The following is a 21082-nucleotide window of genomic DNA, read 5'->3' as shown; positions in this document are numbered from 1 at the left end:
TCGGGGGTCCCGAGGTGAAGCAACTTATTTCCTTTATCATCTCAAACACGCGGGAAGGGCCCCAACCGCGTCCGCCCTCCGGGTAATCTCGACTGGGGAGGACCTTCATCGCAGAGAGGATACGCATGCCAGGTAACAAGCGCCGGGTGAGGACCCCGGTTGATCGTGCCGTGGGCCGTTTGCGTTCCTTGATTGGCAAGAAAGGGCCGTCTACTGCGTTCCCCGGAGCCAAACCGCGTCCGAAGTTCGAATTGCCCGACGTCGTGGATCTTCCGGAGGACGACCGTCGAGAGGACTCTTGCAAACCTTCCCCGACTGCGGGCGAACTGAACCGGAGCAGCCTCGGGCCGTCGGGCTCGGCGGTTGACGACGGCGATTCCCGTTCATCTCACGGCGAGTACTCGTCGGCCGCTGCAGATACCTCACCCAGCCGGCCGGATACGCGCGCTGAATACGCATCGGCCGCACGGACTCCGGTTCAGTTCGGTTTCCTGGTGACTGTGGGGGTCGGACTTGCTCTGCTGGTCTATTACCTGGCCGTCAATGTCGGCGCCCTCGGAGGATGGATCACTGGGGCGATGTTCATTGCCCTCGGCCTTGACCCCATTGTGCGGTGGTTCGAGTCGAAGGGTCTGCCGCGCATCCTTGGCGTGGCCATCGTACTCTTGGCCTTTGCCGGGATCATCGTGCTGATGGCGACCGTGGTCATTCCGAGCATCGCCCGCCAGGCCCTGGGCTTCATCAATGGATTTCCGCAAACCTTCAACGACTTCCTGTCATCGCGATTCATGGAAGAACTCGACGACCAATTCGGGATTCGCGACAAAGTCGAGAACGAGGCGGGCCACTTTTTCCAAACGGCCTTCAGCGACTCGAGCCTCGTCGGCAACTTCCTTAATAATCTGATCAATGCAGGGTCGACGATTGCCCAGGTGGTCACGGGCACACTGATCGTGATGTTCTTGGCCCTCTACTTTGTGACGTCCCTGCCCTCGATCAAGGCTTGGGGCATTCGCCTCGCACCCCGTTCAAAGCGTGCACGAGTAGCCGAACTGACCGAGAAAGTCACTCAGTCCGTGGGCAATTACGTCATGGGGCAGGCCGTCGTCGCACTTCTGAATGCCATCTTCGCGCTGATCATCATGTCACTCGTCGGCGTCCCGTTCCCGTTGTTGTGCGCCTTCGTCGTACTGCTCTTGGCGTTCATACCGTTGGTCGGAGGCGTGGCCGCCGGGATCCTGGTTACCTTCATAACTCTTCTCCAAGGATGGCAATCCGCGGCCGTCTACGCGATCTGCTATTTCGCGTACTTGCAGATCGAGGCGTACTTCATCTCTCCGCGCATCATGAAGAAAGCTGTCGCGGTTCCCGGGTCCGTGGCCGTGATCGCCGTCGCCGGCGGTGGCGCGCTCTGGGGCGTCCTGGGAGCCATCATTGCTATCCCGGTCGCCGCGTCGGCGCTCCTGCTGGTCAGAGAGATCTTCATTCCGCGCCAAGACAGGCGATAACGCGCTCGTCGATCACTCCTGGGGTTCGGTACCGATGGCGCCTTCCCAGACGGTTTTGAGGTGCACTCGTTGCCCCGCGATCGTCGAAACGATCTCGTCGTGGGCCCGACGCACATACTTTTCCCCTACCCACAGGTGCTTGGCCCCGTCGATACCGATCACGTCGGCCTGCGGAATGACGGAAAATCTTTCCCGTGCCTCCGCTGGTTGCAGATAGTCGTCCTTTTCAGGGACCAACGCGGTCAGCGGAAGACCGCTCCGGGCCCAGGACCTCAGGTCTTCTTCCGTTGCACGGTGCAGTGGAGGTGACAACAGGATCGCCCCGCTCACTGAGGAGCTCACGGGCTCGTGGGAAGCGTATTTGAGGGCGAGTTCGGTTCCGAAGGACCAGCCGATGATCCAAATATTCGGCAGTCCTCGGTCTTTGAGGAATCTGAGGGCCGCGAGCACGTCGGCTTTCTCTCCCAGCCCTTCCTCGAATTCGCCGTCGCTGGTGCCGCGAGGCGAGGACGTCCCCCGTGTGTTGAATCGAAGGACCGCCATATGGGCCAGAGCGGGAAGCCGATACGACGCCTTCTTGTACACGTGGGAATCCATGAATCCGCCGTGGGTGGGCAGCGGGTGCAGACACAGCAGGGTCGCGGCCGGGTCGGCTCCCTCGGGCAGGGCCAACTCCCCTACCAGCGTTTTTCCGTCCTCGGTTCTGATTTCGATGTTCTCGCGGCGCGCGGGAAGAACCGTTGCCGAGCCGATTTCGGTGGGGCCATTGGTCGTAGAATCCGTTTGCGCAGGTTGTGAAGTCGCCATGGCCACAATTCTAGGGGCGAGTACTCATCGGGAGCGCCTTCACGGCCTCCGCAAGGCGTATTCGGGCCTTCATGAACTCAGTGGATATCCCAACATTTGGTGTGCCAGTGCCTACGCTCCTCGATGGCCCGTTGCTCGCCGAAAATATAGTCGTTTCTCCACACCACGTAATGAGCTGAACGCGTCGCGATACGTCGACCGCATCCCGGGCACGTGTACGTCTTCCTTGCTCCCGACGCCGGGACGAAGCGCACGTACCACTCGCCTCCGGAGTCCCGTTCGATACGAGGTTCGGGGTCGAGGGCTCGCGATATATCTCCTCCGGTCAGATCCGAGAACTTCTGCCACTTGCTGGGACCCGCTTTGCCGTGGCCCGATTGGGCCCTTCGTGGTGTTCGCCGAGATCCTGCCATGCCTTTTATTCTGGCACAGGAGCGACTGCGCCTCACGCGTACGGCCGGTAGAGTAATGCGAGTGCGTCTAGTGATAGCTGATTGTTCCGTAGATTATGAAGGCCGACTCAAGGCTCATCTTCCGCTGGCTACCCGCCTGCTCATGGTGAAGGCCGACGGTTCCGTTCTCGTTCATTCGGACGGAGGGTCGTACAAGCCGTTGAATTGGATGTCTCCGCCAGCAACGGTTCGTATCGAATCCGCCGAGGACCACGACTTCGACGACGACGCCGTCGAGAGGTGGATCGTCCAGGCGGCGAAATCCGATGATCGCCTCATCGTTCGCATTTTTGCGAAGCACCACGAGTCGGATCACCAATTGGGTGTGGACCCCGGTCTCATCAAGGACGGAGTCGAGTCCGATCTGCAGCGTCTGCTCGCGGAACAGATCGAAACACTCGGCAAGGGATACAGCCTGATCCGCCGGGAGTTCCCCACGGCCATCGGCCCAGTCGACATTCTGGCCCGGGACGCGACGGGGCACACCGTAGCAATTGAGCTCAAGCGTCGAGGCGACATCGATGGTGTCGAGCAGTTGACGCGGTACCTCGAGCAGCTCAATCGCGATCCGGTTCTCGCCCCTGTCCGCGGCATCTTCGCCGCACAGCTGATCAAGCCACAGGCCAAGACCCTCGCGGCCGATCGCGGAATCTCCTGCGTAACCCTGGACTACGACGCCATGCGCGGCGTCGACGACGCGGACGGCCGCCTTTTCTAAGACCCGGTTTTCCCGTAATGCAGCCGGCCGTCATCCTTCTCCGAGAAAAGACAGCGGTCGATGACCAGATCAGCAGCCCGCGGAGTCTTTCTCGACGGCCGCCGTCCAAGAGGACGGAAGATTGCCCTATCGATACCACAGCGGAAAGGCCCGGCACTGATTCAGTGCCGGGCCTTCCGTTCGATCGCTGGGGATCGATTGTTCACATGATGTTAGAACTCAGAGCTGCTCGTGGCCGCTATCACGACGGTGTCGTTGGATACCGTGAGGAATCCTTCTTGCAACCGAGCCGTTTTGCGTTCTCCGTCCACCGGGTCGATGACCAATTCCCCGTCATCCGCTAGGAGGGCGAGGGTGGGTGCGTGGCCGGCCAGCACACCGATATCACCGGCGGCCGTCCGGGCGCGTACGTACTTGGCCTCGCCCTGCCACACGACGGCTTCGCGAGAAACCACTTCTACCTTCAGGACGGGTGCCATGATCAGTTACCGCCCTGTTCCTTGAGCTCGGCCCACTTGCGCTCGACGTCGTCCAGGCCGCCGACGTTGTAGAAGGCCTGCTCGGGCACGTGGTCCAGGTCGCCGTCGCAAATAGCGGTGAAGCCCTCGATGGTTTCCTTGATGTTGACGGTGGAACCCTCAACACCGGTGAACTGCTTCGCGGTGTAGGTGTTCTGGGAGAGGAACTGCTCGATACGGCGGGCACGCGACACAACGACCTTCTGCTCCTCGGAGAGCTCGTCGACGCCGAGGATCGCGATGATGTCCTGAAGCTCCTTGTTCTCCTGGAGAATCGACTTCACACGAATCGCGGTGTCGTAATGAGCCTGACCGATGTACTGCGGGTCCAGGATTCGCGACGTCGAGGACAGCGGATCCACGGCCGGGTACAGACCGCGCGAAGCGATATCGCGGGAGAGTTCGGTTGTGGCGTCCAAGTGAGCGAACGTGGTGGCAGGGGCCGGGTCGGTGTAGTCGTCGGCCGGCACGTAAATGGCCTGCATGGAGGTAATCGAGTGACCTCGGGTTGAGGTGATGCGCTCCTGCAGAACACCCATCTCGTCGGCCAAGGTGGGCTGGTAGCCCACGGCAGATGGCATACGGCCCAGCAGGGTCGAAACCTCGGAACCGGCCTGCGTGAAACGGAAGATGTTGTCGATGAACAGCAGAACGTCCTGGTTCTGAACGTCACGGAAGTACTCGGCCATGGTCAGGCCGGACAGCGCGACGCGCAGACGTGTTCCCGGGGGCTCATCCATCTGGCCGAATACAAGTGCAGTGTCTTTGAGGACCCCCGCTTCTTCCATCTCGACCCAGAGGTCATTACCCTCGCGGGTACGCTCGCCGACACCGGCGAACACCGAGGTGCCGCCGAAGTTGCGGGCAACACGGGTGATCATTTCCTGGATCAGAACCGTCTTGCCAACGCCGGCGCCGCCGAACAGACCGATCTTGCCACCCTGAATGTAGGGGGTCAGAAGGTCGATGACCTTGATGCCGGTTTCCAGCATCTGGGTCGAACCTTCGAGCTGCGCGAAGTTCGGAGCCTTGCGGTGGATGGGCCAGTAGTCGCTGGCCTCGATCTGGTCGTCGTCGACGTCGAGGGAGTTGCCCAAAACGTTGAAGATATGGCCTTTGACGCCGTCGCCCACGGGGACCGAGATGGCATCGCCGGTGTCCTGGACCGGCGTGCCGCGGACGAGTCCATCGGTCTGCTGCAGGGAGATGGCACGGACCAAGCTGTCGCCCAGATGCTGAGCAACCTCGAAGGTGATCTTCTTGGTCTGTCCGCCGATGGTCAGTTCGGTGGTCAGAGCGTTGTAGATATCCGGGATCTGGTTGGCCGGGAACTCGACGTCGACCACAGGGCCGATCACGCGAGCTACGCGTCCAACGCCGCCCTGGACCGACGCGGAGGTCGATTCGTTCATGGTGGCAGTCATTCTTTCACTTACCTCTTCGCAGAGAATCTCTGTACGTAGTGTCTGTACGTGGGGGTGGTTAGGAGGCGGCGAGGGAATCGGCGCCAGCGACGATCTCGCTGAGCTCCTGGGTGATCTCGGCCTGGCGTGCGTTGTTCATCAAGCGGGTGTACTTCTTGACAAGGTCGTCCGCGTTGTCGCCGGCGGACTTCATCGCCCGTTGACGCGCGGCCAGCTCGCTCGCTGCCGCCTGAAGGAGGCAGGAGAAGATACGTGTCTCGATGTACCGCGGCAACAATTCGTCGAGTACCTCTTCGGCGCTCGGCTCGAATTCGAAGGATGCGGCATTGTCGAACTCATCATCCCGGAACTCCTCACCGGGCAGAATTTCCTCGCCCAATTCCTTGGAGTCCACCACGGTCAGTGGCAACAACCTCAGGATCTTGGCCTCCTGGGAGACCATCGACTTGAACTCGGTGTACACGATGTGCAGGTCGTCGACGCCGCCCTCTTCGAACGCCGTGGAGTAACGATCGAGCAGAACCTCACCGATTTCACGTGCGGTCTCGACATCGGGGTTGTCGGTATTGCCCGACCACACCTTTTCGAAGGACCGTTCACGAAAATCGAAGTACTGCTTGGCCTTGCGCCCCACGAGGTACAACTCGACCTCGCGGCCGTCGCGACGCAACCGCTCGATCAGGCTCTCGGCTTTCTTCAGCACATTCGCCGAATACGAGCCGGCAAGGCCTCGGTCGCTCGTCATGATCAAGACGGCGGAACGTCGAGATTCCGATCCGTCGCTGATGAGCGGATGCGAGATCGACGTCTGCGTGGCCACCGCACTCACGGCCCTGGTCAGGGCATTCGCGTAGGGACCCGTTTCACTGGAGCGCTTGCGGGCACGGTTGATTCGGGAGGTCGCGATCATCTCCATCGCCTTGAAGATCTTCTTCATGGACGACGTCGAAGCAATCTTCTGGCGGTAAACCCTAATTTGGGCTCCCATAGAGCTTCCTTTCAGCCCGGACGATGCACGGCCCTTGCGAGCCGTGCATCCTCAGGTCTTATCGCTTGACGATCTGTTCCTGATCGACTTCCGAATCGTTCACGGGGGTGTGCTCCTCGTGACCGGCGCGGACCGCACCAGCACCATCGTTCTGACCGGCCATGAAGTCGCGCTTGACGTTGTCGATCGCGGTCTTCAGCTCAGCCAGGGTATCGTCCTCGAGCTTGCCGCTGTCGCGGATCGCCCCCAGGACGTTGGTCTGGCGACGAAGATGGTCGATGAAACGCTTCTCGAACTCGAGCACGTCGGAGACTTCAACCTCATCCATGTAGCCATTAGTACCGGCCCAGATCGAAACGACCTGTTCTTCGACCGGATACGGCGTGTACTGCGGCTGACGGAGCAATTCCATGAGTCGCGCACCGCGCACCAACTGACGGCGAGAAGTCTCGTCCAGGTCGGAAGCGAACATTGCGAAGGCCTGCATCGAGCGATACTGAGCAAGGTCCAGCTTCAGCGTGCCGGAAACCTTCTTCATGGCCTTGATCTGTGCCGAACCACCCACACGCGAAACCGAAACGCCGACGTCGACTGCCGGGCGCTGGTTGGAGTTGAAGAGATCCGACTGCAGGAAGATCTGGCCGTCCGTAATCGAGATGACGTTGGTCGGAATGAACGCCGAGACGTCATTCGCCTTGGTCTCGATGATCGGCAACCCGGTCATCGACCCTGCGCCGAGCTCGTCGGAGAGCTTGGCACAACGCTCCAGCAGACGAGAGTGCAGGTAGAAGACGTCACCCGGGTAGGCTTCGCGTCCCGGCGGGCGGCGCAGCAAGAGCGACACGGCACGGTAAGCTTCGGCCTGCTTGGACAGGTCATCGAAGACGATGAGGACGTGCTTGCCCCCGTACATCCAGTGCTGACCGATTGCGGAGCCCGCGTAAGGAGCCAGGTACTTGAAACCGGCAGCATCCGATGCGGGCGAGGCCACGATGGTCGTGTACTCGAGGGCGCCGTTCTCTTCTAGCGTCTGACGAACCGAGGCGATAGTCGAGGCTTTCTGTCCCACGGCCACGTAGATGCAGCGGACCTGCTTGTTGACGTCGCCCGACTCCCAGTTGTCCTTCTGGTTCAGGATCGCGTCGACACCGATCGCGGTCTTGCCGGTCTGGCGGTCGCCGATGATGAGCTGACGCTGCCCACGGCCGATCGGGATCATGGCGTCGATCGCCTTGAGGCCGGTCTGGAGAGGCTCGTGGACCGACTTGCGCTGAGTCACGCCGGGGGCCTGAAGCTCCAGAGCGCGGCGTCCCTCGGACTCAACCGGTCCGAGATCGTCGATGGGCTGGCCCAAGGGGTCGACCACGCGACCCAAGAAAGCGTCGCCCACGGGAACGGAAAGCACTTCCCCGGTCCGGTGAACTTCTTGTCCTTCTTCAATGCCGGCGAATTCGCCCAGTACGATCGCGCCGATGTCACGGGTGTCAAGGCTCTGGGCCAGGCCCAGAGTGCCATCTTCGAAACGAAGAAGTTCGTTCGCCATGACCGAGGGCAGACCCTCGATGCGAGCGATACCGTCACCTGCACTGCTGACGCGTCCGACTTCGACACGCTGTGCGTCGCCGGGTTCGTACGATGCCGCGAACTCGTCGAGCGCGCTGCGGACATCATCGGCATTGATGGTCAAATCGGCCATCTTGTGTCCCTGCTCTCCTAGATTGGTGGTCCCATTGCTTCTGGAACCGAGTGTACGTGTATGGGTGGGTCGCACCGTGAATTCTTCAATCCCTCACGGGCGACCCAGCTGTGTATCAGACTGAATCGCCGTGGAAGGCGCTCACGAGGAAGACACCGAACGGTCAAGATTCGAGATCCGGGACGACACGGTTCCGTCGATGACTTCGTCGCCGACCTGAACCTTGAGACCGCCCATCACCTCGGGATCTACCGTGACGTCGAGGGTCATGTCCCGTCCGTAGACCGTGGAAATGGCTTTCTCGAGCCGTACGAGCCGTTGCTCGTCCAATGGGGCGCTCGTCGTGACTTTGGCGATAAAACGCTGCGAGAGCGCAACCAATGTCTCGGCGAACTTCTCGGCCAAATCGGCGGGCTGAACACCGCGGGGATGCTCCACGACCTGATTGATCAGGAGGCGGCCTTCCTCTGTCCGTGCGGCACTGATTCGAGCTGCAAGTTGCTTCTTCGCGGCATTGTCAGCCCGCTGATCAGTCAGCGCAGTCTGGACCTCAGGGTCAGCCTGTACCGTCTTCGAAAATCTCAACAAGTCCTCGATGACGGTCGACAAGGTGTCCTGGCCGGCACGATTTTCTGCCGCAAAAGCGGCAGCCAGTACCCCGAGGTGCTCAAGAGCATCTGCAAAGTCCCGTTCTGCCGACCAGCGAGAGGCCGCGGCACGAGCCACGGTTTCCCGAACGGCCGGGTAAACCTTGCCTTCCAATACGCTAGAAGCCACCTTCCCTCGCTGTTCGGATTCGCGGGAAGGATCCGTCAGACCACGGCGCAGAGCACCGTTGTGATCGATCAATTCCGCAACCGAAAACAGCTCTTCGCTCATCGAGGCGTTGGCCTCGCTGGAAAAGCGCTGTTCAAACAGCTGGCTCAGCTTCTTGAGTGATTCAGTCGATACTCCTGCCATTACTTGGTTGCACCTGCACTTCGCTGCTGGGATGCTTCAAGGTCGGCGAGGAAGCGGTCCACCACGCGGTTGGAGCGATCGTCGTCATTCAGCGACTCCCCAACGATCTTGCTGGCGAGTTCGGTGGCCAGAGTGCCCACCTCGGTCCGCAAGGAAACCAGTGCGGCCGAACGCTCGGCCTGAATGGTTTTCTGTGCATTCTCGGTGATCCTGGCAGCCTCGGCTGTGGCACGCTCTTTGTGTTCGGCGACGATTTGTTCGCCTTCCACGCGAGCGTCCTCGCGGATCTTCTGCGCTTCGAGTCGAGCAGACTCCAGCTGCTGGTTGTACTCTTCACGAGCAGCAGCAGCCTCGGCCTGAGCCTTTTCGGCTTTGGCCAATCCACCCTCGATAGCCTCCTTGCGATCCTGGTAGATCTTCTCGAAGGTCGGGGCGATGAACTTGACGACGATGTACAGAAGGATCAGGAACCCGAGGCCGGTGATGAGGACTTCCCACCAGTCAGGGCGAAGGGGGCTTGCACCCTCTTCCGCTGCCATCAAAAGTGACATAAAGGAGATTCCTGTTCTCTAGTTCTGTCTAGGGGTTGAGCAGCCTGCGGGGCTACTGGATGAATGCCAGAACCAGACCCAGAATCGCGAGAGCCTCAACCACGGCGAAGCCCAGGAACAGCATAGGCTGCAGGACGCGCTGGGACTCGGGCTGACGGGCAACGGAGGTCATGTAAGCCGCGAAGATGAGGCCGACGCCGATGCCGCCGCCGATGGCTGCGAGACCGTAACCGATGGCACTGAGCGAACCTGTAATTTCCATTGGCTATTTCCTTTCGTGATGCCCGAGTTCGGGCTTAATGTGCCGCGAGGGCATGTCTATGGCGGTGGATTCGACCGATGGGCAGGTCAAACCCCGATCCAGGTTTCCCCGGAATTCTAGTGTGCTTCCGCCACGGCGCCCTGAAGGTACACCGCGAAGAGAAGCGTGAAAACATATGCCTGGATGGCCTGAATCAACAGTTCCAGGAAGAAGAGGAAGATTCCGAAAACGCCGGAGAAGAGGGAAGCCACAATTCCGAGCCCTCCGACCTGAGTGATCAGGAATGCGGTCAGGCTGGCTGCGACCATGATGGCCATGTGGCCGGCGAACATGGTCGCGAACAAACGCAGGGAGTGGGTGATCGGGCGAATAATCAGGTTCGACAAGAACTCGATCGGAATCAGGATGATGTAGAAAACCGGAGGCACGCCGGAAGGCATGGTCATGGCCTTGAAGAAGCCGCCCACACCTTTGTTCTTGATACCCGCACCGACCCAGCAGAGATATGCGAAACCGGCCATGAAGTAGGCGCTGCCGGCGTGCGAGAAGGTCGGAAGCTGGAAGAAGGGGATCGAGCCCCAGAGGTTGTTGACCAGGATGAAGAAGAAGGACGTGAACAACAGGGGCACGAACGGCTTGAAGTGGTGAACTCCGATGATGTCCTTGGCCAGAGAGTTGCGGACGAATCCGTAACCCATTTCTCCCGCGAACTGGAGTTTGCCAGGAACCATGGCGCGACGACGGCCGGCGACCATGAAGAATACGGCCACCACGGCGACCGCCAGCAGCATCAGGAGCATCTGCTTGCCGAAGCCGAAGCTACCGACGTTGAACAGATCAGGCAGATGCATGTCCTCGATCGTGGGGGCCTGATATGCCGCGACGACGTGCCCGGTTTCCAGCAAGGCGTGTCCTTTCTCAGGAAGGTTTGCGTCCTCGAAGCCAGAGATTGCTCAAGGCCTCGATCAAGTATTCGGTCAGTTGCTTGAGGGAGGTCTGAAGCGACTAGTCGTCGCCGTCCCGCGGCCGCATATGGAGGTACACCAAGTAGAAACCGGCGAAGGCCCCTATGCCAGCGCCGAGCCACACGATCCATCGTGTCCCCAGCAAGCGATCCAGCCCAAAGCCTACCAAACTCCAGAAGGCCGTACCGATCACTACGTAGAGAAGGACCATGATCGACCCGGACAATCCGCCCTGGTTAACGAGGTCCCCGGCGTTGCGAAGATCTTGGTTTTCCGGCTGATCCCGGAACGCTCTGGACCTGGGATTGCCTCCCTGGCGATCCGAAGTCATGAGTCTTTTCCGCCCTCACAGTGGTTGGTCTTCTCCGCGTGCCGAGTAGGCACCGAATCGGCTGATGAGAAATATGGTATCCGGAGACGCCGGATTACCCATAGTTGAGTTCCCAGGATCGTCACTACTGCCCAGATTGCCGCGGCAAGCGCCCATGCTCCGGACCACGACTGCGGGAACGGCACCACGAGCAGCAAAGCTGCGCCGACCATGATCTTGATGACGTAACCGACGAGCAGAAACAGTGCAGGGTCCTGCCCCAGGCGAGTTACGAGCAACGTCACGAACCACGTTACAAGCGCGGAAATCACAACGATTCCCAACCCGAAGACGGCGGCGGGGGCCGCGTGCCTCACGTCATAAATGGCCGCGATGATGACGAAGATCACAAAGGAAACGGCAAGGTTGCCCAAGGAAGCTTCGCTCATAAAAAGCGCGGGTCGATCGGTTTGCCGGTCCCGCCTCAGCCACGGAAGCGGCTTCATGACGCACTTCTCCGCATCTTCCCAAGGATTGTCGGCAGTGCCAGATAGAGGATCACGATGCAGACCACGAGGAGACCCATCCACATCAGCCCGTCCACCTCAAAGGGCAGGGCCACTACGGTAATCACTGTCACCGCAACGGTCGCGAGCGTCACCACGAGCGACGATGCTACGTGGCTGAATCCCAGGTCAGTCAGTTGCTGATAGACGTGCTGACGATGCGGTTGATACCAGGCTTCGCCGCGGTAGATCCTCTTGACGAGGGTGAAGCCCGTGTCCGCGAGATAAATGACCAGCGGGGACAGAATGTACTCGACGTAAATATTCGAAAGAAATGCGCCCACCGCGCAGCAGGCAATGGCACCGCCGAGAAAATACGAGCCGGTATCGCCAAGGAATACACGCTTTCCGGCCAGGTTCCAGGGCAGGAACGCCAGGAAGGCACCTGCGATCGCGGCACCGCAGACCACAAGCCATGTGAGGTGAGTGGCCCATCCCGCGTAGGCATAAGCCACTCCCACGACTAGGCCTTGCAATCCCGAAATCCCGTTGAGCCCGTCCATGAAATTGGCGACGTTGATATATCCGGCGATGGCGAGCATACCCACGGGGATCCACCAGGCCGGGGTGCCCAGAATGTACGTGAGCGCCGAAGTCACCGCCAAGCCGATGAGGAGTTGAAAACCGGCCCGCCATCTGACGGGAAGTCCCCGGTAGTCCTCGGCCCAGCCGAGAGCGGCCGAAGCGATCATTCCGACGACGACCGCCACCATAACCGACCGGTCGACGTCGACGAGCGCCATCAGGGTGCTCATCCCCAACGCGAGCAACGCGGCGATAGCCGTCGCCAGGCCCATTCCCCGGACGGTAGGAACCGTATGGGAGGACCGGTGGCCCGGGATGTCCACGATGCCCAGCCACCTCAGGAAGGGCAGGACCGCGAAGGGCAGGACCAAGCCGAGCACCAGGGCCGTCAGGGCCGGGATCAGAAATTGTGAGGGTCCGGGAGAGGCTGTCTCTATCATGCTGACTCTTCACGGCCGTCGTCATCGGGGCTCGACGCAGTTCCGTCGTTGGATGCACGCTCGGCCCACGTAGGCGACGCCTGACCAATCACGGGCATCTCCTGCGTCGTGGGGATATTTCCCCTGACTTTCCATTCATGGCGATCCAACCGGGCGGGATCGAGCTGGGTTGATTGCGTGTGAGAGATCTGTGGATGGCCCCGATGGGTCCCCAGCTCCCCTGATCCGACCAGGTCCTCGTGCAGTTTCTCGCCCTGCCGCAGGCCCGTGAAAACGATCTCGATGTCGTTGCGGCCACTCATCTGGATGAGATGACGCGCGACGTCGTAGATGCGGACCGGTTGGCCCATGTCCAGAATGAGCACCTCGCCCGGAGCGCCGATGGCACCGGCTTGAATGACGAGCTGACAGGCTTCCGGAATGGTCATGAAGTAGCGAGTGGCCTCTTTGTCCGTCACCGTGATCGGGCCGCCGCGACGAATCTGTTCCGTGAAAAGAGGCAACATCGATCCCCGGGACCCGAAGACATTGCCGAAACGCACCGAAGCGTAGCGTCCGTCCGTGTGATGTCCCATCCAAGCGGTCATTTTCTCGGCCATCCGTTTTGAGTGGCCGAGCACCGTGGTCGGGTCAGCAGCTTTGTCGGTCGAAACGTTGACGAAAACCTCGACGTCCACGGAGGCCGCGGCCTGAAGGACGTTGCGGGAGCCTTCGACGTTGGTCTGCCATGCTTCGTTGGGGTACTGCTCCAACAAGGAAACATGTTTGAGGGCCGCGGCATGGAAGACGACCTGCGGACGGCGCGTCGCGAAGATGGAGTTGAGCGCTTCCTGATCCCGAATGTCCGCGAGCACGGTGTCCTGCCCGTCGAGAAGGCCACGCCCCGTCATCGAAATCTGGGTGGCCTGAAGAGCCGATTCGTCACGGTCCAGCATGATGAGCTCGGAGGGCGAGAAATGTCCGATCTGTCGGCACAGTTCTGAACCTATGGAGCCCCCGGCGCCAGTGACCAGAACACGCTTGCCCGTCAGGTACTTGGCGATGCCCTCCACGTTGATGTCCACGGCCCGTTGCCCCACGATGTCCTCGAGGCGGATGTCCCGCAGATCCAAGGTGTTTCCCGCCGTATTGCCGAACATGTCTCGAAGCGGAGGGGCCGTCAGAATCCGCACGTCCATGCCTTCGAGCTCTTCGTTGATCTGTGTCATAAGCGACGATTTGACGTTGGCCATCGCAATAATCAGAACACGGGCATTCGCGCGCCTCATGACCTGGCGCAAATGCGTGATATTGCCGGAGACCGGAACCGAATTGATGCGCAGGTGCTTCTTGGCTGGGTCGTCGTCGATCAGCGCAACGGGCAGATACGGCGAATCCTTGTCCTGCACCATTTGGGTGATCAGGGTGTTGGCCAAGAAACCCGCACCATAGACGACCGCGTGCGGAGCATGGGCGCTGGGTTTCGACTTCGATTCCACGTACATGCGCTTGAGATAGCGCACCGCCGCCATGAACAGCAGGGCGAAGGGGAAAGCGATCAGGGGAATGGACCGCGGCATGTGCAGAGAGACTCCGAAGAACAGGAGCACGATCTGCACCAGGGCAGTCACGATGACCGTGACCAGCATCAAGGCCTTGGCCTCGTCAAAGCTGCCAAAACTGTATCTGCCGCGGTACAACGCGAACACGCTGCCAACGACCAGCTGCGCAGCGACGGCCAGCACGCAAACGAGTACAAGACCAGGGGTGTGCACGAGCTTGTAGTCCATCTCGTAGCGCAGGAAGAGGCTCAGAAGAACCGCCACGACCCAGGCGACGGAATCCAGGAAGACCTGGGTCCACAACCAAAGACGCGGTCGTTCGTATCCGGTACTCGACCGCTCGCCGGATAGTGCGGAGCCGCTCATAGGGGCTGGTTTCCTTCCTGTGACGCCTCATTCTCTCTCATGACGGAGCGCACCCCCGGGGTTCGTCCATCCTGAATACAAGAAACGCTCGATCCTCGTCTACCGATCAACGCACGGTAGGTTCCGACCCTCCACTGCCGCGGTATGAGCCGGTATCCACCGCGCAACACCACATTACGCGCCCACCGGACGGGGCCGATGAACCCGGAGGCACGGAGGTGTCGTTGAAGGTCCAGTTCCCGAATCGCGGCCGGAACTCCACCGCGCCGATCCCACGATGCCGCCCCCGCGCGGTATTTCACGAGCGGTTCGGCAAAATTCCCCAAAGCGTACCCGGCGTCGAGCATGCGAACCCAGAGACCGTAGTCCTCTGCGCCTGGAATCGTCTCGTAACCTCCCACGTCACGAACCGCCCGGGCGTCCAGGACTACCGTCGGATGGCACAGGGGGTTGCGCACGGTCGCAACCCGTCGAATCGCGCGCTCATCGGTTTCAACTTTACGTATAGATTGAACCTCGCGAAACTCTTCGTCCATCTCGTACATGGCGGACCCCACGGCCTGGTGGCGACCTTCGAGCACGGACGGAACCATCAACTCGAATCGTTCCGGAACGGACTCGTCATCGGCGTCGGCGCGGGCGACGACGCGAAAGCTGCACGCGGCCAGTCCGACGTTCAAGGCATTGGCCAGGCCGCCGTTGCGCAGAAGCCTCTTCACCTGGACCGGTATTCCGTGGTTTTCGACTTCTCTGACCGAGCTCAGGATTTCTTCCTCGAGTTCGGCGCCGACCGGGCCATCGACCACCAGCACAACTTCATCCGGAGCCAAGGTCTGTTCCCAAACATTCGATGCGAAAGCTCGGCGTAACGCCCCTGGCGTGTCACGGTGGTACACGGGCATCAGAAGAGAGAACCCCTCTTCCTCAGGTTCATGTTGAAGCTTTGTGGCCGATTCTTGCTCCGGAGTCGAATGGGAATCAAGGTCATATATGCCGGAGAGAGCCTGGCGGTTGCTCCTGGGGGCACGCAATGCGTCCCAGAAGCCACGCGCCAAATACTTGGTCAATGCCTGGCGGTTCGAGCTGTTTCGGAAAGTCCTGACCCACAGCCGGCCCGTCGCACCCCCGTAGAGAATCTTCTCCCACGGGGCCAGGGACTGACTTCGGCTGAAAACCCAGAGTTTGTTGCGCACGTCGTTGTAGAACCGAGGACCCGGGTCCACGTCCGTTGTGCCGAAAGTCTTGGTGTGGTGCGCCACCACCGAGGACGGCAGAGATATCGCATCCCGGAATCGCGCGAGGCGAGTCGAATATTCGAAATCGTCGTTCCAAATGAAGTAATCGACAATCGGAAGGCCCACTCTCCTCATGGCTGCAGCATCCATGAGAAGGGAAACGAACGATCCGGAACGGATCGTTTTGCCTCCGACTTTTTGCGCTCGTTCTTTCTGCTCTCGTGTCGCCCCGATGCGCTCGATCATCGAATTCATGGGATGTTCCCTGCCATCGGTCCACACGACATTACTGGCGATGAATGCCGGACGTTCCTCAGGCGCATCGGAATAGTCGACCCAGGCTTCCACGGATTCCGCAAGTGTGTCGGCCAGTGGCTCGGTGTCATCGTCCATAACCCAGACCAGGTCGGCGTCGTGAACGGCTAGTGCCCGATCGATGCCGACTGCAAATCCCCCGGCGCCACCGAGGTTCTGGTTGAGACGAACCCTGTCGATCGGCAAGCTGTAGTCGAGGTTCTCCAGGAATTGAGGGGTCTCATCCGTGGAGGCATTGTCCACGAGGACCACTTGATCCGGGACACGACGGCCGTTGGCTACGCCCGAGAGAGTCTTGCGGAGGAGGTGAAGGCGGTTGAAAGTCACGATGACGGCCACCACCCGCGGGTTCGGGGTCTTCCCCCGCCCTGCGACGGATTTCGGCTGCACTCTGTCCTTTCCCCTCGCACACGTCGGCCCGACGGTACGAGCTGATCTGTTCTCCGGGGCGGCTCGTGCCCGCATGGTGAAGTTAGCGCGATTTGGTCAGTAAAGTGGTCTCAAGAAGGTGCGACGATCGCACCCGATGAACGGCAACTGACAGTTTACCGCGGCATGTAGCTCAAATCGGGGCTATCAACGCGATCAGTTGCGTCGACGAAAGCGAGGAAGCATGAGTCAGAGTACCTGGCGAGTTCTCGGGGCCACAGGTTTCGCGGGGTCGGCCATTATGACCAGACTCCAGCAGGAGGGGATCAGTGCCTCCCCCGTGTCCGCGCCGCGGCTGGCGACGTCGTCAGAGTCAGCCGGCCAAGTGATCTCCGAGGCCAGGCGACTTGAATCCGTGATCGACTACTTGGCGGACTCTTTCGCAGGCGCAGACGTAGTGGTCAATGCCGCCGGCTTATCAGCCCCGGATCAGAATGATTTGCCATCTTTGGTCGGAGCCAATGCACTGTTACCCACCGTGGTCGTAGTTGCCGCGCAACGCACCGGCGTGAGGCGCGTGATCCATTTGAGTTCGGCGGCCGTACAGGGAGCGCGTCCCGTACTGGATGCGTCCGAAGCCACTGCCCCTTTCTCTGCGTATTCCTTCTCCAAAGCCTTGGGCGAAGACTGCGTCCTCAGGCTTCGCGATTTCATCAATGCTACTGCCCATGCCGGCGCGGCTCCCGGCTCGGCAGCCTCAGACTTTCCTCCTGCTCCCAGCAAGTCTCCGGCCCAGGTCGAGCCGAACCATGCGGCGGAATTGTGCATCCTCCGCGCCACTTCTGTGCAAGGTTCCGGGCGCAAAACAACGTCGAATCTCGCGCGTGTCGCATCCTCGCCGCTGGCTGTCGTCGCCGGAAACGGTGACCGAGCCACTCCCGTTACGTCGGTCCATGCCCTAGCCGAATATGTCGTAGCGGTCGGTAAGTTCGCGGGAAAACTGCCGTCGATTGTTCTCCAGCCTTGGGAAGGCGCCACAACGGCGTCCGTCATCCGCGACGCCGGACGACGCAATCCCCGTAGGGTTCCGGCCTTCGTCCTGCGTCTTGGCGTCAAATTCGGCCATGTTCTCTCCTCGGCGATGAACGAGCGGCTCCAAGGCGCCGTTCGACGGGCCGAGCTGATGTGGTTCGGCCAGGGTCAGGACGACACCTGGGCTACCGAGAACAATCTCCTCCCGGAGCGGCGTATCGGTGCGGTCCTGAGGGAAGCGCATACCGCGACCGGCTCCAAGCGTTAGTCGCCGACTACGCGTGCACCAGCCGAGAAAGGGGGCCCGTCGATCGTTGTCGATCGGCGTGCCCCCTTTGTCGACTTGGTATGACCCCGACCTACTCCTGTTCGCCCTGATTCTGCGGAAAAAGAAGGGCTCGAGCTTCGTCCACGCCCAGTGGCCGTGCGTCCTTGGCGCGTTCCGTCCTCGTCGATGAGCGGCCATCCGTGACTTTGCTCCGCAACTGGTCGACGGGCTGGTGGTCAGCGCCCCGACTCGATGCGGCATCCGCCGTGAGCAATCCGGCCTCGACCGAGCCTTCGGGCGCCGACGCGGCCCGGGGTCCGTCTCCGGGACCGCGCACAGGTTCGTCCGTCACGCCGGAGGGCCCTTCATCGGCCGGCAACTCCAGGGAGTTCTCAGCCTTCGGCGAAGATATGGAATCCTTCTCTTGCTCCAGCTGTTCCAGAGTGATTGCGGTACGAGCCACGCTCTTGATCTGCTCCAGGCTGATCGCGCCCAGGCGGACCACGACAGGTCGCTCTCCAGTGACATCGACGATCGTCGAGGGGGCGACGTCGGCACTGTGCATCTCCGGATCGCGACCCACCGGACGGACTCCGGCATCGACGATGGCTTCAACCCTCTCGCCGAGTTGGTCGAACGCCTCTTCCCCGTTGGTTGCGGCGGTCAGCCCCGTCCGGTTGGCGCTCGAAACCGCCAACGGGCCGGTGCGCCTCAGGATCTCCCGGGTGAGTTCGTCGTCGGGAACACGCAGGGCGACGGTGCCCTGAGTCTCCCCGAGATCCCAGTTAAGAGAAGGCTGCGAAAAAACAATAAGCGTCAGTGCCCCTGGCCAAAAAGCTTCGGCGAGGGCCTGGGCGTCCGAGCTGAGATCGTCTGCGAGCCCAGGGAGCACGCTCGAGTCGGCTATCAGCACGGGAGGCGGCATTCGGCGCGATCGGCCCTTGGCGTTGAGCAGCTGTTGCACCCCTCCGCGAGAAAAAGCATCCGCGGCGATTCCGTACACCGTATCCGTGGGAATCACTGCGGTGCGGCCATCCAGCATGGCTTTTTCAACTGCGGAAAGAGCGGCCTCGCGCTCTTCCTCGGTGGTGACGGGGTATACGGTTGCGGTCACGATCGATGCGTCTTTCGTTGCTTCGGTTGATGGTCCCGTAGTCCACGGGATATCTCAGACACCAGAGTAACCCTTGGTTGCCCGTGGGCGTCCGGTCAAGTCTGTAATGGTCTCAATAGTGTGGAAACCCATAGTCGAAAAGATTTCGGCGGCGCCTTCGGCCTGGACCTCCGCGTGTTCCATAACGAGCATTCCACCGGGCAGAAGCAGTTGCGCCGCACGCCGGACTATCCCACGCGGGATCGCGAATCCGTCCTCGGATCCACCGTACAAGGCCATGTCCGGGTCGTGCTCGGCGACCTCAGGGTCCTTGGGGATTGCGCCGCTGGGTATGTACGGAGGATTGCTGACGACGGCGGTCACGCTCGATTCCCAACCGATGAGTGCTTGTGCCGCGTCATCGACGATGATCTCCACCGGCAGTCCCGTGAACGCGACGTTTCGCCGGGCCCACGCGGCTGCGCTCGGCGACAGCTCGACGCCGTAAACCTCACATTCCGGGTTCTCCTGCGCCGCCGCCAGCGCAAGGGCACCGGAGCCCGTGGCCAGATCCACGACCACCGGCCGCTCCCCTCGAGGGGATTGCCGCAAGAAAGTATTCAACTCGTCGATCAGTACTTCGGTCTCCGGACGAGGAATGAACACCCCGGGCCCGACGTCGAGGCTCAGATGACGAAAATATGCGCGGCCGGTCAGGTGCTGAAGCGGAATGCGCGAGGAGCGGGCCACGACGAGTTCATCGAATCCCGCGGGGGTTCCGACGTTTCCTGCCATCGCCCACGCAACAACTTGTCCCCGCGAAACGCCTTCTCCGTGCTCGGCCCGGAGCAGGTGCGCGGCCAACAATTCGACATCGGCACGAGGGGATTCGACGCCTGCCCTGCGCAATCGGTTCTCCGCCTCGCGGAGGGCGAGCCCCAGAGGCATCTCCTCGAGCACTCGGCTGGGATCGGAACTGGGAGACTCGCCGGCGGACATCTGACACGGCACTTTCTACTCGGAGTCCTGACCAAGCGCCGCGAGGCGGTGTTCCTCATCCATCTGGATCGCGGATTGCACCACCGGTTCGAGGTCTCCGCCCATCACGGTGTCAAGGTTATAGGCCTTGTACCCAGTCCGGTGATCCGCGATTCTGTTCTCGGGGAAGTTATACGTACGGATACGTTCGGAACGGTCCATCGTCTTGACCTGTGACTTCCGGTGCTCGGCTGCCTCGGCGTCGAGTTGCTCCTGTTGATGTGCGAGCAAACGAGCACGGAGAACGCGCATCGCGGCCTCACGGTTCTGCAACTGTGATTTCTCGTTCTGCATTGCCACCACGATTCCGGTGGGCAAGTGAGTAATACGCACCGCGGAGTCCGTCGTGTTGACTGACTGTCCGCCGGGGCCCGAAGACCGATAAACATCGATTTTGAGATCGTTCTGGCTGATATCGATCTCTTCCGGCTCATCTACTTCGGGGAAAACCAGCACGCCCGCGGCGGACGTATGGATTCTGCCCTGCGATTCCGTGACCGGCACGCGCTGCACGCGGTGCACACCGCCCTCGTACTTGAGGTGAGCCCAGACGCCTTCAGCAGGGTCAGTCGAACTGGACTTGACGGCCATTTGGACGTCCTTGTAACCGCCCAAATCCGATTCGGTCGAAGAGAGGATCTCAGTTTTCCATCCCTTGCGCTCGGCATACCGGGCATACATTCGCAGGAGATCACCCGCGAAGAGAGCAGATTCGTCACCGCCCTCGCCGGCCTTGACCTCGAGAATTACGTTACGGCCGTCGTCCGGGTCCCGGGGAATCAACAGGCGGTGCAACCGTGCCTGGGCCTCGTTGAGAGCCTCTTCCAGGGATGGCACTTCCGCGGCGAATTCTGGATCTTCTCCGGCCATCTCGCGCGCTGCTTCGAGGTCACCTTCCAGCGTTTCGACCTTCCGGTACGCCTCGACGATGCCGTTGAGCTCAGAATACCGGCGTCCGAGCTTGCGGGCCTTGCCTTGGTCGGCGTGCACGGCGGGGTCGGCCAGCTGCCGTTGCAGTTCCTGGTGCTCATCGAAGAGGGATTGGATGGAATCGAGCATGGGGTCCTCGGTGATTGAGATTGTGGTGTGGCCTCCATTATCTCACTCGCTCCCGTGGCCACAGGCAGGGAGCGCG

21 protein-coding genes are annotated in these 21082 nt (G+C 61.0%); 3 read left to right on the top strand and 18 right to left on the bottom strand.

The annotated features are described in order from the left end of the window. Positions 1–125 precede the first annotated feature (125 nt). On the top strand, positions 126–1508 hold the full coding sequence (locus tag sake_RS05180) for an AI-2E family transporter (RefSeq protein ID WP_178945569.1): 1383 nt from the start codon (positions 126–128) through the stop codon (positions 1506–1508). A 12-nt stretch (positions 1509–1520) separates the two neighbouring features. On the opposite strand, the gene sake_RS05175 is transcribed toward sake_RS05180, so the two are convergent. Both sake_RS05175 and sake_RS05170 read right to left on the bottom strand, forming a co-directional pair. Further along, positions 1521–2315 carry an alpha/beta hydrolase gene (locus tag sake_RS05175; RefSeq protein WP_129359884.1) on the bottom strand — a complete coding sequence of 265 codons (795 nt, stop codon included), beginning with the start codon at positions 2313–2315 and terminating at the stop codon, positions 1521–1523. Between the two features lie 77 nt (positions 2316–2392). Next, positions 2393–2728, bottom strand: a complete 336-nt coding sequence (locus tag sake_RS05170) for an ATP/GTP-binding protein (protein WP_129359886.1) — start codon at positions 2726–2728, stop codon at positions 2393–2395. A gap of 61 nt (positions 2729–2789) precedes the next feature. Between sake_RS05170 and nucS the strand changes: the two genes are divergently transcribed. Beyond that, entirely contained in the window at positions 2790–3485 is a 696-nt protein-coding gene (nucS, locus tag sake_RS05165) for an endonuclease NucS (RefSeq protein WP_129359888.1), read from the top strand. A 212-nt stretch (positions 3486–3697) separates the two neighbouring features. Here nucS and sake_RS05160 read toward each other — a convergent pair whose 3' ends face one another. From sake_RS05160 to sake_RS13415, 13 genes are all read right to left on the bottom strand, one after another. Then, positions 3698–3964 carry a F0F1 ATP synthase subunit epsilon gene (locus sake_RS05160; protein WP_129359890.1) on the bottom strand — a complete coding sequence of 89 codons (267 nt, stop codon included), beginning with the start codon at positions 3962–3964 and terminating at the stop codon, positions 3698–3700. Positions 3965–3966: 2 nt separating this feature from the next. Continuing rightward, the gene (gene atpD / locus sake_RS05155; protein WP_129359892.1) at positions 3967–5427 is read right to left on the bottom strand and encodes a F0F1 ATP synthase subunit beta; all 1461 of its coding nucleotides are present in this window, start codon (positions 5425–5427) and stop codon (positions 3967–3969) included. Between the two features lie 58 nt (positions 5428–5485). After that, positions 5486–6415 (bottom strand): F0F1 ATP synthase subunit gamma, encoded by a 930-nt coding sequence (locus sake_RS05150; protein ID WP_129359893.1) that lies wholly within the window; start codon positions 6413–6415, stop codon positions 5486–5488. 58 nt (positions 6416–6473) lie between these two features. After that, entirely contained in the window at positions 6474–8111 is a 1638-nt protein-coding gene (gene atpA, locus sake_RS05145; protein ID WP_129359895.1) for a F0F1 ATP synthase subunit alpha, read from the bottom strand. Between the two features lie 141 nt (positions 8112–8252). Next, positions 8253–9071 carry a F0F1 ATP synthase subunit delta gene (locus tag sake_RS05140; protein ID WP_129359896.1) on the bottom strand — a complete coding sequence of 273 codons (819 nt, stop codon included), beginning with the start codon at positions 9069–9071 and terminating at the stop codon, positions 8253–8255. Then, entirely contained in the window at positions 9071–9622 is a 552-nt protein-coding gene (locus tag sake_RS05135; protein WP_238147626.1) for a F0F1 ATP synthase subunit B, read from the bottom strand. Before sake_RS05135 ends, sake_RS05140 begins: the two co-directional genes overlap by 1 nt. 52 nt (positions 9623–9674) lie before the next feature. Then, the gene (gene atpE / locus sake_RS05130) at positions 9675–9884 is read right to left on the bottom strand and encodes an ATP synthase F0 subunit C (RefSeq protein WP_129359897.1); all 210 of its coding nucleotides are present in this window, start codon (positions 9882–9884) and stop codon (positions 9675–9677) included. Between the two features lie 116 nt (positions 9885–10000). Continuing rightward, positions 10001–10735: a F0F1 ATP synthase subunit A gene (gene atpB / locus sake_RS05125; RefSeq protein ID WP_129360163.1), complete on the bottom strand. Its 735-nt coding sequence runs from the start codon at positions 10733–10735 to the stop codon at positions 10001–10003. 154 nt (positions 10736–10889) lie between these two features. Beyond that, a complete protein-coding gene (locus tag sake_RS05120; protein ID WP_129359898.1) occupies positions 10890–11180 on the bottom strand; it encodes an AtpZ/AtpI family protein in 291 nt (96 codons plus the stop codon). Then, positions 11177–11608, bottom strand: coding sequence for a hypothetical protein (locus sake_RS05115; RefSeq protein WP_129359899.1), 432 nt, complete (start codon positions 11606–11608; stop codon positions 11177–11179). Before sake_RS05115 ends, sake_RS05120 begins: the two co-directional genes overlap by 4 nt. Positions 11609–11661: 53 nt before the next feature. Continuing rightward, a complete protein-coding gene (locus sake_RS05110; protein WP_178945568.1) occupies positions 11662–12690 on the bottom strand; it encodes a glycosyltransferase family 4 protein in 1029 nt (342 codons plus the stop codon). Next, positions 12687–14597, bottom strand: a complete 1911-nt coding sequence (locus sake_RS05105; protein WP_129359901.1) for a nucleoside-diphosphate sugar epimerase/dehydratase — start codon at positions 14595–14597, stop codon at positions 12687–12689. The genes sake_RS05110 and sake_RS05105 overlap by 4 nt, the downstream gene beginning before the upstream one ends. Next, complete coding sequence (locus sake_RS13415; RefSeq protein WP_178945567.1) at positions 14594–16537, bottom strand: glycosyltransferase; 1944 nt, start codon at positions 16535–16537, stop codon at positions 14594–14596. Before sake_RS13415 ends, sake_RS05105 begins: the two co-directional genes overlap by 4 nt. A gap of 223 nt (positions 16538–16760) precedes the next feature. Between sake_RS13415 and sake_RS05095 the strand changes: the two genes are divergently transcribed. Continuing rightward, positions 16761–17816 carry an NAD(P)-dependent oxidoreductase gene (locus sake_RS05095; RefSeq protein ID WP_129359903.1) on the top strand — a complete coding sequence of 352 codons (1056 nt, stop codon included), beginning with the start codon at positions 16761–16763 and terminating at the stop codon, positions 17814–17816. A gap of 91 nt (positions 17817–17907) precedes the next feature. On the opposite strand, the gene sake_RS05090 is transcribed toward sake_RS05095, so the two are convergent. Genes sake_RS05090 through prfA form a run of 3 tightly spaced genes read right to left on the bottom strand, consistent with a single transcriptional unit; the run spans position 17908 to position 21006 of the window. Next, the gene (locus sake_RS05090; RefSeq protein WP_243155742.1) at positions 17908–18930 is read right to left on the bottom strand and encodes an L-threonylcarbamoyladenylate synthase; all 1023 of its coding nucleotides are present in this window, start codon (positions 18928–18930) and stop codon (positions 17908–17910) included. Between the two features lie 54 nt (positions 18931–18984). Beyond that, positions 18985–19908, bottom strand: coding sequence for a peptide chain release factor N(5)-glutamine methyltransferase (gene prmC / locus sake_RS05085; RefSeq protein WP_243155741.1), 924 nt, complete (start codon positions 19906–19908; stop codon positions 18985–18987). Between the two features lie 15 nt (positions 19909–19923). Then, the gene (gene prfA / locus sake_RS05080; RefSeq protein WP_129359905.1) at positions 19924–21006 is read right to left on the bottom strand and encodes a peptide chain release factor 1; all 1083 of its coding nucleotides are present in this window, start codon (positions 21004–21006) and stop codon (positions 19924–19926) included. Between the last annotated feature and the right edge of the window lie 76 nt (positions 21007–21082).

The sequence above is a fragment of the Kocuria sp. TGY1127_2 genome (assembly GCF_013394385.1).
Lineage (GTDB): Bacteria > Actinomycetota > Actinomycetes > Actinomycetales > Micrococcaceae > Rothia.
The sequence above is the reverse complement of the archived record's forward strand: the minus strand, read 5'-3'. Positions and strand labels throughout refer to the sequence as shown.

Excerpts from the sequence above, each read along its gene's own strand:
- prfA (WP_129359905.1), bottom strand. The coding sequence starts at position 21,006 with ATGCTCGATTCCATCCAATCCCTCTTCGATGAGCACCAGGAACTGCAA.
- sake_RS05170 (WP_129359886.1), bottom strand. The coding sequence starts at position 2,728 with ATGGCAGGATCTCGGCGAACACCACGAAGGGCCCAATCGGGCCACGGC.
- sake_RS05115 (WP_129359899.1), bottom strand. The coding sequence starts at position 11,608 with ATGAGCGAAGCTTCCTTGGGCAACCTTGCCGTTTCCTTTGTGATCTTC.
- atpE (WP_129359897.1), bottom strand. The coding sequence starts at position 9,884 with ATGGAAATTACAGGTTCGCTCAGTGCCATCGGTTACGGTCTCGCAGCC.
- sake_RS05160 (WP_129359890.1), bottom strand. The coding sequence starts at position 3,964 with ATGGCACCCGTCCTGAAGGTAGAAGTGGTTTCTCGCGAAGCCGTCGTG.
- sake_RS05120 (WP_129359898.1), bottom strand. The coding sequence starts at position 11,180 with ATGACTTCGGATCGCCAGGGAGGCAATCCCAGGTCCAGAGCGTTCCGG.
- sake_RS05135 (WP_238147626.1), bottom strand. The coding sequence starts at position 9,622 with ATGTCACTTTTGATGGCAGCGGAAGAGGGTGCAAGCCCCCTTCGCCCT.
- prmC (WP_243155741.1), bottom strand. The coding sequence starts at position 19,908 with ATGTCCGCCGGCGAGTCTCCCAGTTCCGATCCCAGCCGAGTGCTCGAG.
- sake_RS05150 (WP_129359893.1), bottom strand. The coding sequence starts at position 6,415 with ATGGGAGCCCAAATTAGGGTTTACCGCCAGAAGATTGCTTCGACGTCG.
- atpD (WP_129359892.1), bottom strand. The coding sequence starts at position 5,427 with ATGACTGCCACCATGAACGAATCGACCTCCGCGTCGGTCCAGGGCGGC.
- sake_RS05095 (WP_129359903.1), top strand. The coding sequence starts at position 16,761 with ATGAGTCAGAGTACCTGGCGAGTTCTCGGGGCCACAGGTTTCGCGGGG.
- sake_RS05180 (WP_178945569.1), top strand. The coding sequence starts at position 126 with ATGCCAGGTAACAAGCGCCGGGTGAGGACCCCGGTTGATCGTGCCGTG.
- sake_RS05110 (WP_178945568.1), bottom strand. The coding sequence starts at position 12,690 with ATGATAGAGACAGCCTCTCCCGGACCCTCACAATTTCTGATCCCGGCC.
- sake_RS05175 (WP_129359884.1), bottom strand. The coding sequence starts at position 2,315 with ATGGCGACTTCACAACCTGCGCAAACGGATTCTACGACCAATGGCCCC.
- sake_RS05140 (WP_129359896.1), bottom strand. The coding sequence starts at position 9,071 with ATGGCAGGAGTATCGACTGAATCACTCAAGAAGCTGAGCCAGCTGTTT.
- atpB (WP_129360163.1), bottom strand. The coding sequence starts at position 10,735 with ATGCATCTGCCTGATCTGTTCAACGTCGGTAGCTTCGGCTTCGGCAAG.
- atpA (WP_129359895.1), bottom strand. The coding sequence starts at position 8,111 with ATGGCCGATTTGACCATCAATGCCGATGATGTCCGCAGCGCGCTCGAC.
- sake_RS05105 (WP_129359901.1), bottom strand. The coding sequence starts at position 14,597 with ATGAGCGGCTCCGCACTATCCGGCGAGCGGTCGAGTACCGGATACGAA.